12 protein-coding genes are annotated in these 12,038 nt (G+C 60.1%); 6 read left to right on the forward strand and 6 right to left on the reverse strand.

The features are described 5' to 3' along the window. Positions 1-16: 16 nt before the first annotated feature. On the forward strand, positions 17-547 hold the full coding sequence (locus tag ASAC_RS02720) for an inosine/xanthosine triphosphatase (RefSeq protein ID WP_013266449.1): 531 nt from the start codon (positions 17-19) through the stop codon (positions 545-547). On the opposite strand, the gene ASAC_RS02725 is transcribed toward ASAC_RS02720, so the two are convergent. Next, positions 522-1,757, reverse strand: coding sequence for an FprA family A-type flavoprotein (locus ASAC_RS02725; RefSeq protein WP_013266450.1), 1,236 nt, complete (start codon positions 1,755-1,757; stop codon positions 522-524). The genes ASAC_RS02720 and ASAC_RS02725 overlap by 26 nt on opposite strands. Positions 1,758-1,956: 199 nt before the next feature. Here ASAC_RS02725 and ASAC_RS02730 point away from each other — a divergent pair, with 199 nt between their 5' ends. Further along, complete coding sequence (locus ASAC_RS02730; RefSeq protein ID WP_013266451.1) at positions 1,957-2,748, forward strand: sugar phosphate isomerase/epimerase family protein; 792 nt, start codon at positions 1,957-1,959, stop codon at positions 2,746-2,748. A 40-nt stretch (positions 2,749-2,788) separates the two neighbouring features. Continuing rightward, entirely contained in the window at positions 2,789-4,207 is a 1,419-nt protein-coding gene (locus ASAC_RS02735) for a threonyl-tRNA synthetase editing domain-containing protein (RefSeq protein WP_148217116.1), read from the forward strand. On the opposite strand, the gene ASAC_RS07880 is transcribed toward ASAC_RS02735, so the two are convergent. From ASAC_RS07880 to ASAC_RS02745, 3 genes are read right to left on the reverse strand one after another with little or no spacing between them, the layout of a single operon-like run. Further along, on the reverse strand, positions 4,208-4,366 hold the full coding sequence (locus ASAC_RS07880; protein WP_013266453.1) for a hypothetical protein: 159 nt from the start codon (positions 4,364-4,366) through the stop codon (positions 4,208-4,210). Continuing rightward, positions 4,363-5,100, reverse strand: coding sequence for an ABC transporter permease (locus tag ASAC_RS02740; RefSeq protein ID WP_013266454.1), 738 nt, complete (start codon positions 5,098-5,100; stop codon positions 4,363-4,365). The genes ASAC_RS07880 and ASAC_RS02740 overlap by 4 nt, the downstream gene beginning before the upstream one ends. After that, complete coding sequence (locus ASAC_RS02745; protein ID WP_013266455.1) at positions 5,087-5,950, reverse strand: ABC transporter ATP-binding protein; 864 nt, start codon at positions 5,948-5,950, stop codon at positions 5,087-5,089. The genes ASAC_RS02740 and ASAC_RS02745 overlap by 14 nt, the downstream gene beginning before the upstream one ends. 129 nt (positions 5,951-6,079) lie before the next feature. Between ASAC_RS02745 and ASAC_RS02750 the strand changes: the two genes are divergently transcribed. The 3 genes from ASAC_RS02750 to ASAC_RS02760 all read left to right on the forward strand — a co-directional run bounded on the left by ASAC_RS02750 (position 6,080) and on the right by ASAC_RS02760 (position 10,562). Then, positions 6,080-7,402 (forward strand): lyase family protein, encoded by a 1,323-nt coding sequence (locus tag ASAC_RS02750; RefSeq protein WP_013266456.1) that lies wholly within the window; start codon positions 6,080-6,082, stop codon positions 7,400-7,402. Positions 7,403-7,735: 333 nt separating this feature from the next. Continuing rightward, positions 7,736-8,530, forward strand: coding sequence for an aldo/keto reductase (locus tag ASAC_RS02755; RefSeq protein ID WP_013266457.1), 795 nt, complete (start codon positions 7,736-7,738; stop codon positions 8,528-8,530). 112 nt (positions 8,531-8,642) lie between these two features. Continuing rightward, positions 8,643-10,562, forward strand: a complete 1,920-nt coding sequence (locus ASAC_RS02760) for an AMP-binding protein (RefSeq protein WP_013266458.1) — start codon at positions 8,643-8,645, stop codon at positions 10,560-10,562. A gap of 5 nt (positions 10,563-10,567) precedes the next feature. Here ASAC_RS02760 and ASAC_RS02765 read toward each other — a convergent pair whose 3' ends face one another. Both ASAC_RS02765 and ASAC_RS02770 read right to left on the reverse strand, forming a co-directional pair. Then, positions 10,568-10,966, reverse strand: a complete 399-nt coding sequence (locus ASAC_RS02765; protein ID WP_013266459.1) for a DUF1634 domain-containing protein — start codon at positions 10,964-10,966, stop codon at positions 10,568-10,570. A 12-nt stretch (positions 10,967-10,978) separates the two neighbouring features. Next, positions 10,979-11,845 carry a sulfite exporter TauE/SafE family protein gene (locus tag ASAC_RS02770; protein ID WP_013266460.1) on the reverse strand — a complete coding sequence of 289 codons (867 nt, stop codon included), beginning with the start codon at positions 11,843-11,845 and terminating at the stop codon, positions 10,979-10,981. Positions 11,846-12,038 lie beyond the last annotated feature (193 nt).

The following is a 12,038-nucleotide window of genomic DNA, read 5'->3' on the forward strand; positions in this document are numbered from 1 at the left end:
GATGAGGTGAAGGCATTTGGCTGAGGGGCCCTGCCTGGACGTTGCCCTGGGGAGCCAGAACCCCGTCAAGGTCGACGGCGTCAGGGAGGCCTTTGAGGCCTTCTACGGGTGCGCCACTGTAATTCCTGTCAGCGTCAGCGGCCTGCCTCCCCAGCCTGTGGGCCTTGAGCAGACGAGGAGGCTGGCCATACTTAGGGCGTCAAGGGCCCTTGAGGCCGCCAGGGCCCACGTTGGGGTAGGCGTCGAGTCTGGCATGTTCAAGGTTGACAGCGCGTGGTATGTCACAACTATTGCCTGCGTAATGAAGGGCGGCAAGGTGGCCTGCGGCGCCTCCCCCGCCTTTGAGGTGCCTGAGGACCTGGCCAGGGAATCCATGAGCTCCGAGCTTGACAGGGCGGTTGAGGCCAGGTACGGCATAAGGGACATAGGCTCAAGGGAGGGCATAATAGGGCTCATGACAAAGGGAATTGTGGTGAGGAAGGACCTGGTCAGGTGGGCCTCCCTGATGGCGTTAGCCGGGCTTAATGGCCTCCCTCGAGCGCCTTGAGGGCCTCCTCGGCGATTCTCTCGCCAAGCTTGTCCAGGGCCTCGAGCTCCTCCTTCCTCGGCCTTGTCCTCAACGTGACCAGGGGCTCCACGACCCTGAAGCCAGCCTTAGTCAGCGTGTCAGCCGCGAGCTTCGCCACGGGCCCCCAGCCGTAGCTTGTGACCACCCCGGCGGCCCTGCCCCTGCCGAACATCTTGACCTGGTATGTGTAGAGTATGTTGTTTAGGGGCATCGGTATCGAGGCGTCATACGTTGGAAACACCGTGAGCACGGCGGCCGAGTTGTTGCTGTAGCTCAGCGCGTATGACATGTGCTCCTCGGCGGCGTCTATGAGCCTCACCCTGAGCCCGTGGGACTTAACTATGTCGCTGAGCCTCTTGACGGCGTCCACCGTGTGGCCGTACATGCTTATGTAAAGTATTGACACCTCTGGCTCAAGCCTTGGAAGGGCCCAGTCGTAGTAGAGCTTCACGGGGAGCCTTGGGTCGCCCCTGTACAGCGGCCCGTGGGCAGGCGCTATAACCTTCACCTTGTCAAGGACCGCGGAGAGCTTGTTGAGGGCGTCAATGGTGTTCTTGGTGTACCTCCCCACTATGTTGACGTAGTACCTCTTGGCCTCCTCTATGTAGTGCTCCATCTCAAGCTGGTCGTCGAAGAGCCCTCCCCTCAGGGCCACGTAGGAGCCAAAGACGTCGCACGTGAAGAGCACGGAGTCAGTCTCATCAAGGGTCACCATGGTCTCAGGCCAGTGGAGCCAGGGCGTGTAGATGAACCTCAGGATCTTTCCGTCTACCTCAAGCCTGTCGCCGTCCTTAACTGGAACCACCCTGTCCTCAGGCACGTCGTAGAAGTCCCTTATCATCCTGGCGCCCACTGCAGATATCAGCACCTTGGCGTTCCTCGCCCTCCTCAGCGTCTCCTCCAGGGACCCCTGGTGGTCCGGCTCAAGGTGGTTCACCACTATGTACTTGACCTTGTCCATGTCGTCAACTACCTTGCTCAGCTTGGCCAGGTAGAGGTCGGTGTACTCCTCCTCAACGCCGTCAACGAGCACGTAGCCGCCGCCCGTCCCTATGACGTAGGCGTTGTAGGAGATCCCCTCAGGTATGGGCCACATGTTCTCGAACCTTACCTTCCTGGTGTCGTTGACGCCAACCCAGTAAACCCCGTCAACTACCTTAACTGCGGAGCTGAGGTCCGCGTAGCTCACTGCTGTCACCTTTATTCTAACTTAAGTTAATTAAAAGCAGCATTTATACGTTTTTATCTCTTAATTAGAAGAAAATTTTGTCTAGAAGCATGTATACTTTTGTGCAGTAACCAATCTCTTTTATTAGAACTGCTCCCAGAGGGCAGCGCCTTCCAGTGCTTAAAAACTTAGAGTTGGCTACCACTGAGCGGTGGCGCACATGAGGGTCGCCTACGCTACTATGCTTTACAGGACGCTGCCTCCAGCGGAGGCGGTAGTGAAACTGCACAACATGGGCGTCGACTACTACGAGCTTAGCTACGATAACTTCATCAACAGGAAGGGCCAGGAGGACGCGCTGCTTGAGGAGACGCAGGCCGCCCTTAAACGTCAGGGCCTCCTGGTCTCAAGCGTGCACCTGCCCTATGACAAGCCAACCCTTGACATGCTTGCCCAGGGCAAGGAGGGGGCAGTTACCCGCATGATACGCTGGATGAGGGCCGCCAGGGACATGGGGGCCACCATAGCGGTCATTCACACGCTCCCCCTCAAGCGCTCCGAGTCGGCCATAGCGGCTAACGTAAGCGTGTTGGGCAGGCTCGTCAAGGAGGCCAGGGAGCTGGGCCTCACGCTGGCCGTTGAGAACAGGCTGGAGGGCGACTTGGTCGGCTCCAGCGTTGACGAGCTGATTAAGATGGCGAGCTCCGTCGACGGCCTCAAGCTGTGCATAGACGTCGGTCACCTTAACGTCAACACGAAGAGCCCGCCCGACGAGATAAGCAAGGCGTCCCAGGCCGGCCTGATAGCGGAGGTGCACGCGCATGATAACGACGGCTACGCGGACGAGCACGCCCTGCCCATGACTGGGACAGTGGACTGGTACAGGGTGGCCGGGGCCCTGCTGCACTTCGACGGCCAGATAACCTACGAGGTCTCGTGCGGCGGCCCCGAGGCGAAGTGTGACAACTACGTCAGGTTCCTGAAGATGTTCAACAGGAACGTCTTCAGCTGACGCTTTTAAGGCCTAAGCCTCCTGGGAGCTGGGGCTGGCCTTGAGGCTACTTATGATACACGTCTCGGAGGTCAAGTTCTGGGCCGTTGAGGAGGCCATAGACAACCCGCCCGACCCGCCCTCAAAGTTTGAGGGCAAGGACTGCGTGGTGGGCTTCATAAGCGTTGAGGAGGGCGACACGCCGGACCTGGCAGGGCAGGCCGCCATGGAGATAGCGGAGCACGCCAGGAGGTCCGGCGTCAAGTGCGCCGTGGTCTACCCCTTCGCCCACCTGTCGCCAAGCCTGGCCCCTCCGGACGTGGCGGCTGAAATACTTAGGAAGGTTGAGGACGAGCTCAAGTCAATGGGCTTCCAGACGGCCAGAGCCCCCTTCGGGTGGTACAAGGGGTTCACAATAACGTGCCCGGGCCACCCGGCCTGCGAGCTCTCAAGGACCATAACCGCGCCCAAGGGGCCCTGGTACCTGCCGGGCGACGGCTCCCAGCTTGGGATAAGGGAGGCCATAGAGAGGGGCCTCCTGCCTAAGGAGGTCGAGGTGGGCAGCCCATGGGACAACGAGTCCCTGGGCTCACAGTCAAAGCTGGGCCTGACCAGCGGCGGGCTGACGTCGCTTGGCGAGGTGGCCACGGGGGCCCTCTCATCATGGCTTGCAGAGAGGCTGAGGCTCGCAAACGTTGAGACGAGGGGCGGCGGGCCAGAGCAGGTCTACGGAATAGGCGGCGTCGCGGCGGTGGTCAAGTCGTGCCTTGACGCTGGCAGGTACGCCGAGTCGGGCGTGAGGGTCAGGTCGCCGCTGCCGGGGGCTGACATGATAGTTGCGCCCACCGACGTGGGCGACGAGGCCATGGTTAAGATGCTTGAAGAGCTTGAGGAGGGAATATCAAAGGACACGACGTGGATTGACGTGGGGACCTCCAAGGGCTTCTCGATACCTTACGACATCCAGTACTCCCTCAGGCTCCTCGCTTACAGGACGAGGGGAGGGGGGCTGGCCGCCCTGGGCCTTCACGGCGCTGTTAGGGACAGGCAGGTGACGTGCTTCGGCCCGCTGAGGCTGATAATGTCGTCACTTATAGACTTCGGCCTCAAGCTGGCCGACTCCGGCAAGACGCCGTACCTGCCATTCTGGCTGTCACCCCTCCAGGTGGCTGTGATACCCGTTAAGGACCAGCACGTGGAGTACGCCAGGAGGCTCCTTCAGGACCTCATCGACGTGGGCGCCAGGGCCTACCTTGACCCGCCCACCAAGGGCCTTGGGGCCAGGGTCAGGGCCGCAGGCAAGGCATGGGTTCCAATAATAGCGGTCGTGGGCGACAAGGAGGTGGAGAGCAACACGGTAAACATAAGGAGGAGGTGGCTCCAGGGCCAGCAGGAGGTAGTGCAGGCCGAGGCCTTAGTTGAGGAGGTCTCCCAGCTCCTGGCCTCAGGCCCCGGCAGGAGCTTCCAGCCGCCCGAGTGACTAGTCCTCGCTCCTCCCGAGTATCTCGTGAAACGTGTTCCTCCTGCACCTGGGGCAGTACATGTATATCCTGTTGCCCTTCAGCGTGCTCAGGTCCATGCCTGTCTCAAGGTCCCTCTCGAGGCCGCACTCGGTGCACCTGACCCTCCACTTGGTCAATCCTCCCACCTTCCCAGCCACAGCCCTAACATGGCGTATGCGATGTTCTCCACTATAAATATGCCTAGCAGGGCGAAGGAGGGCGGGTCGCCAGCCATGAGCTGCTGTAGAAAGACGGCCGCGGGCGTCGCGGGGGACAGCATGAGGGCGTAGAGGGCTGGCCTGGGCAGCGCCGTGTACGGGTAGTATATCGGCGGTATCATGGTGAGGAATATGGAGAGGAAGGAGGCCAGGCCCCACGAGTTCCTCACGTGCCTCAGCCTGCTCCCGCCCAGGAAGGCGAGCCCGGCGCCCCCGACGGCCAGGAACAGGAGGGCTACGACCAGCACGGCCCACTCAAGGGGGGTCGTCAGGACCCTGAACACTATTAGCAGGGCCAGGAACACCGCAAGGCCTGGGAAGGAGTAGAGGAGGTTGCCGAGGCCTATGCCGACCAGGTACTCTATTGGGCTCACGTCCGCGGCAACCAGGAGGTCCTGAAGCTTTATCTCGAGCTTCATGAACGCTGTGTCGCCCAGGGCGCTCAGGGCGTTGCTGGTGACTGTTGAGATGACGCCGCCGAGTATGGCGTAGTCAATGAGCCTCCCCCTGCTGAGCATGTATATCATGAAGAGCAGGGCCAGGGGCCAGGCCATGTATGAGAGCACCCAGCCCGGCCCCCGCTTAACTGACGACCAGCCGTAGAACCAGGCGAACGTCAGCACAAACCTTGGACTTAACTTAAGCCTCGCCATTCCCCTCATCCTCGCTCAGGGGCCTGATGCCGTTTATTATGAAGACGTCGTCAAGGTTAACCGGCCTTATCGTGACCTTGAGGCCGTCACTTATGAGCCCCCTGGCCTCCTCCGGCGTCATGTATGATATCCTCATGCCACCTATGCTTATGTCGCCGTAGCCCTCTACCCTGACCTTGCCCTGGAGAGGCCTCATGAGCTCCTCAAGGGTTCCCTGGGCTATCACCCTGCCCGAGTCCAGGAGGACCAGGTACTCGCACAGCGTCTGGGCCTCCTCCATGTCGTGGGTGGTGAGGAGTATGTAGGACTTGAGCTGCCTCATGGCCCCCCAGGTCTCAAGCCTAGAGAGGGGGTCAAGGCCGGCAGTGGGCTCGTCCAGGAACGTGAGCTCCGCCTGGGCGGCCAGGGCCATGGCCAGGAACACCTTCCTCTTCATGCCGCCGCTCAGCTCGTCCGTGGCTATGTCCATGAAGTTACCAAGGCCTACGTCCTTGAGCACCCTTCGGGCCGCCTGCTTGGCCTCCGACATTGACCAGCCCCTGGCCACGAGGTACATCACCACGTGCTCGTAGGGCGAGGCCACGCCCATGGGTCTTGCCTCCTGCGGTATGCTGCATATTCTCCTCCTCAGCGCCTCCCTGTCAGCGACCACGTCCAGGCCCAGGACTCGGGCCCTTCCGCTTGTGGGCCTGAGCTGGGTTGAGAGTATCCTGACGAGCGTTGTCTTGCCGGCCCCGTTTCGACCTATTATACACGGCACCCTGGCGCTAAGCCTAACGCTGACGCCCTTGAGCGCCTCAACCCCGTTGGGGTAGACCTTTCGCAGGTCCTCGGTCTCAATTACGTCCAAAGGCCCCACCTTGCCTGGAGTCCTAGTGATACCGGGTCGCCTTAAGCCCTATTAACTGCTACCCAGGACTTGGCGCGGTAAGGCCTCAGCCGTAATAGCCTTCAGTAGCAGGAAAAGCCTGGGGTAGGCGTGAGCTCGTACGCGGAGAGGGCGAGGCCCTACTACCTTGAGACCGGCACCAGGCCCCCCAGGAGGCTCATATGGGCAGTCGCCATGATTAAGGCGGCCGCCGCCAGGGCCAACAGGGAGCTGGGCCTGCTGGACGCCGTGAAGGCCTCAGCCATAGAGTCCTCAGCCCTCGAGGTGGCCAAGGGGGCCCACGACGACAAGGTAACTGTTGACGTGTTTCAGACTGGCTCGGGGACTGGCATAAACATGAACATAAATGACGTGGTGGCTGACCTGGCCTCGGGGCTCTGCGGCTGCAGGGTTCACCCAAACGACGACGTCAACATGTCCCAGTCCAGCAATGACGTCATGCCAACGGCCCTCCGCCTGGCCGCAGTAGCTGCCATCAATGAGGACTTACTGCCGGCCGTCAGGGAGCTCGTCTCAGCGCTGAGGGAGGCCGGCTCCAGGTTCAGCGACGCAGTGAGGCCAGGGAGGACGCACCTGAGGGACGCCCTCCCCATAACTCTCGGGCAACAGATGGAAGCCTATGCGCACATGGTTGAGAGGGACCTCTCAGCCGTGACATCAGTGCTTGGCCTGCTGTATGAGGTGCCCCTCGGCGGGACCGCGGTGGGCACTGGGGCTAACACGGACCCCAGGTTCGCAGAGGTTGCATTGAAGGAGCTGAGCTCCCTGAGCGGGGTGAGCCTCAGGCCCTCGCCGTCTAAGTCGGCGCTCATGAGGTCGCTCTCTGACGTAGTAGCGCTCAGCGGGGCCCTCAGGTCCCTGGCCCTTGACATGCTGAGGATCTCCAACGACCTGAGGCTCCTGAACTCCGGCCCCAACACTGGCCTGAACGAGGTTGAGGTTCCAGTTGACGTGCCTGGGAGCAGCATGATGCCGGGCAAGAAGAACCCCGTGACCCTTGAGGCCGTTAACCAGGGGGCCGCCCAGGTGCTTGGCTACGACCAGGCTATAGCCTGGGGCGCCTCGCTGGGGGAGCTCGAGCTTAACATGGGCATCCCAGTGGTGGCGTACAACGTGCTTAAGGAGGTTGAGCTGCTTGCTGAGATGGCCAGGAAGCTTGCAAGGACGGTGTCACAGGTCATACCGCACAGGGAGAGGATGCTCCAGCTCGCAGCCTCAAGCCAGGCCCTTGTGACGTTCCTCTCGCCGCTCGTGGGCTACGACGTCGCGGCGGCCATCTCGGAGGCCATAAGCAGGGGGGCCTCGCTCGAGGACGCCGTGAGGTCAGCGGTCAAGGATGAAGAGAAAGCTAGGAAAGTCGTAGAGCTGCTCTCGGACGTAAGGAAGCTTACAGGTCCCGTGAGGCTGCGCTAGCCCGATTAGCGATGTTTAATGGGCAGGGTAACTCGCAGCGGCATGATAACAAGGGGCTGCGAAGGCTCTGGATGAGCTTCTAGCAGTTGCTTAGGCCTGAACATCAAGGCTACGCTTTCAACGCTGTTGAACGGGCCGTGGCTCAGACCTGTCCACAGCCGTTACCTAGTTGAGGGCTCCGAAGCCCGCGTTAGGTTAACTTGCCGAGGGCTTTCAGGGCTCAGCAAAGGCCATTATCATCACGTTTCAGGGATAGCTGGGTCCTCACAGCCCTGAATGCTATACTGGTTCAGGCTTATTTCCTTATGCTGCGGCCGCTAAATAGGGTCAAGCTTGAGGCTATGCGACAAGGAGGCCTCGCCCCTCGGCCTGGGCACCTGGGGCATGGGCGGCGGGTTCTGGAGCCCTGACCACAGCAGGGATGACGTTTACGTTAACGCCATAAGGTACGCCTACGAGCGCGGCATAAGGGTCTTCGACACGGCCGAGATGTACGGGGGCGGCCACACAGAGGAGCTGGTGGGGAGGGCCCTCGCGGACGTCGCGGATGACGTGATAATTATAAGCAAGGTCTGGCCCAATCACTTCCACTACGACGACCTGGTGAGGTCGGCAGAGGCCAGCAGGAGGAGGCTGGGGGTGAAGTCAATAGACGTCTACCTGCTGCACTGGCCCAGCAGGGACGTGCCGCTGCAGGAGTCCATCAGGGCCCTTGAGGACCTGGTGGACAGGGGAGTCATAAGGTGCATGGGGGTGAGCAACTTCGACAGGCAGCTGCTGGAGGAGGCCATGAGCTTAGCCAGGAGGCACGAGGTGGTAGTTGACGAGGTTGAGTACAGCGTTTACAACAGGTGGGCCGAGAGGGACCTCATACCGTTCGCGAGGCAGGCGGGGGTCACCATAGTTGCCTACTCGCCGCTCGGCAGGGGCTCCGTGAGCTCTGACTCAAGGCTTGCGAGGGTCGGGGCCAAGTATGGGAAGACGCCCGTGCAGGTGGCCCTCAACTACCTCATGAGGAGCTCCCTGCCCATACCCAAGGCCTCGAGGAAGGAGCACATAGACGAGCTCCTGGGCGCCGTGGGCTGGAGCCTGAGCGACGAGGACTATAACTACATAAGGTCCCTCTAGGCCAGCAGCGGGGCCTTGCCGCATATATAGGCGATTGCAGTTAGGTTATAAGTTCCTGTATACATTTTTGTAAAGAAGTAGGAAAAGTGTGGAATAAGAGGTGATTATTGCCTTGTCCAAGGTTACGGAGGAGATATACTCTGTAAGGAAGCTCCAGGCCCTCTCCTCCCTGGCCTCAAAGGACCCGGCCGCCTTCTGGGCGCAGCAGGTGGACCTGATAGACTGGTTCCAGAGGCCGGCGAAGGTCCTCGAGGGGAGCCCGCCGACCGAGAGGTGGTTCGCAGGAGGCCTCATGAACGTCTCATATAACGCCGTGGACAGGCACCTCAGGGACAAGGCCGACAAGGTGGCCTTCTACTGGACCAACGAGTCCCTGGACTACAGGGCAATAACGTTCAGGGAGCTGTACTACCAGGTCAACAGGGCCGCCTACGTCCTGAGGCAGCTTGGCGTCAAGCGCGGTGACGTGGTCTCGATGATAATGCCGAGCATACCTGAGGCCGTCTACTTTGGCCTGGCCGTCCACAGGCTTGGGGCGATACTGGCGATACACTACGTTGGGCTCAGTGACGACGTAATGGCCTTCAGGCTCCAGGACGCCGGGTCAAAGGTCCTGGTGGTCGCGTCCAAGGGCTTCAGGGCCGGCCAGGAGATAAGGATAAAGGACATAGCCGACAGGGTGCTCAACAACTTCAAGACTCCCGTCGAGAAGGTCCTGGTGGTCAGCAGGGGCTTCAGCGACTTCAACGTCAACGGCAGCCGTGACGTGGTCTATGAGGACATAGCTCCCAGGGGGAAGGTCTACGTGCCGCCGGAGCCCGTGGACGCGAGCGACGTGGGGACCATATACTACACGAGCGGCACCACCGGCAGGCCCAAGGGGATAACCCAGACGCAGGGAGGCTACGCGGTGGCGCTTAACTGGACGTTCAAGGCGCTGTTCAACCTGGGGCCCAGCGACGTCTGGTGGACCATATCTGAGCTGGGGTGGCCGGTGTGGCCCATGGCAAACCTCTACACGGCCCCTGTCATGGGCGTGACTGCCGTGCTCTTCGAGGGCTTCGTGGGCCAGAGGCCAGACCTCTTCGCCAAGGTGGTTGAGAGGTTTGGGGTCACCCACGTGTGGTCCTCAACGACCACGCTCTACACTCTGAAGGGCCTGGGCTCGGAGTCGGTGACGGGAGGCGACACGTCCACACTGAGGATAATACTCAACACCGGGGAGCCGCTCAACGTGGGCGCCTGGCAGTGGTTCAGGGAGAACCTGCCCAACACGTACATAGGCGACGCGTACTGGATGACGGAGCACCTGAGCCCCATAGCCGCGACGCCCTACGGCATAGCCGAGATCCCATTCAGGCCAGGCTCCGCCGGGATAGCCTTCTCGCCCACCAGGGTCCTCATAGTTGACGACGAGGGCAAGCAGCTCCCGCCCGGCAACAAGGGCTACATAGTGCTGAGCCCCTACACGCCGGCCCTGGGCAAGATGTGGAACGACCCCAACTATGAGAGGTACATTAAGACCTACTGGTCAAGGTTCCCGGGCTACTTCTACACGGGCGACTACGGCTACATGGATGAGGACGGCTACCTCTACGTGCTTGGCAGGGCGGACGACGTCATAGCCACCACGGGCCAGAGGATAGGCACCATGGAGGTCGAGAGCACCATAGGCACTCACCCCGCGGTTGCCGAGGTGGCCGCGGCCAGCATGCCGCTGCCCGGAGGCAAGGGCTCGGCGCTGCTGGCCTTCGTTGTGCTCAGGCCCGGCTACCAGCCCAGCGACCAGCTGGCCGAGGACATAAAGGCCTACGCCAGGAACGCCGGCTACATAGTTGACAGGGTTGTATTCGTGAGGAAGCTGCCAAAGACCAAGAGCGGGAAGATAATGAGGAGGCTGCTGAGGGCAGCGCTTAACCAGGAGCCGCTGGGCGACACCTCAACCCTTGACGACCCAGCAGCCTTTGAGGACACCAGGAGGATGATAGAGCAGGTGAGGGAGGAGTTCAGGAAGCTGCTGCAGCAGTCGTAAAAGGGCTACTTTACTACCAGGGCAGGTATGACAAATATTGCTAGCATCAGGTTTATGAACACCACAGCGGTGATGAACGTGTAGAGCCAGTTCCTCTCGTGTGCGAACTGCGCTATGCCTATGGCAACCCTTACCACGGGCGTCGCCATGAGGATTATGAGGCCTATGAGCACGTAGGCCAGGCCGTTGAGGCCCATGACTGTCCTGGAGTTTATGTAGCTGACCGGCAGTATCGACGTGTTAACCGGGGAGTTGGCGGCGACCAAGTCCTTGAACGTGTAGATGCCTGCCCCCCTGTGGACGTATATCAGGCCTATGCCGAATATTATGAAGACTGCCGATATTAGGACCCCCACCCTGAGGGTCCACCCTATTATGTCCTCGAAGCTTATGTTCCTGGGCATCGTCCTCACCCCTCAGTGTATTATGCCGACACCCCTCAGTACCATCTCAACTCCTAGGAACGCCAGTATTGCAGTGAATATGTACCTTATGGACCTGTTGGTTATCTTGGGCAATATCTTGGAGGCAGTCATTGAGCCCAGCAGGACGCCGAGGGCCGTGAAGCCAGCGAGTATGGGCTGTATAAGGCCGAAGGCCCAGTATATGGCGCTCCCCGTGGCCGCCGTGACGCCAATCATGAAGTTGCTGGTCGTGGTGCTGACCTTCATGGGCAGGTTCATGGCCCAGTCCATGCCGAGCACCTTGAGGGCCCCGCTGCCTATCCCGAGGAGGCCTGATATGAAGCCTGCGAAGAACATTATCGTCTCCCCCAGCCACCAGCGGACTCCGTAGTACTTAACCTCCTGCTTCAGGGCCTCGTCGTAGTACTCGCCGTGCAGCTGGAAGACCCTCGTCGTCCAGTCAGGCTTTATGGGCTTTGGGAGCTCAAACCTGGACCTCTCCATCTGGAAGTATATCTGGCTCAGGAGGACTACGCCGAACACTATATAAATTATGTACTCTAGGTGGTGGGCGTAGACGAAGGCCGCGGTCAGGGAGCCCACTATGGAGCCAGTGGTGGTAGCTATCTCCAGCCCCATGCCTATTCTCACGTTAGTTATCCTGTCCTTAACGTAAGCGCTGGCCGAGCCGCTGGAGGTGGCTATCGTTGATATAAGGCTTGCGCCTGTGGCGTAGGCTATTGGAATTCCAAGGAACAGCGTGTAAAGGGGGACCAGGAAGGTCCCGCCGCCAAGGCCTACCAGGGCGCCAAGGAAGCCCGATATTATACTTACTATTACCACAAGGGCGAAGAAGACGTCTATCGGTACGTGAAGCATCCCCTGTGCCCTAAGGCAAGGGTTAGGTAGGGTAATTAAAAAGACTTTCACCTCAGCTGTAATGTTTCAATATAATTATGAACTGATAGCTATGTTTTAAAACCAGTAATTATATTTTCAAACGAGTACTAGTTAATTTGTTGATCTAAATCCGCTTAATAGATAGCCCATAGTACCCCCTGCGGGGACCCCC

Source organism: Acidilobus saccharovorans 345-15 (assembly GCF_000144915.1).
GTDB lineage: Archaea > Thermoproteota > Thermoprotei_A > Sulfolobales > Acidilobaceae > Acidilobus > Acidilobus saccharovorans.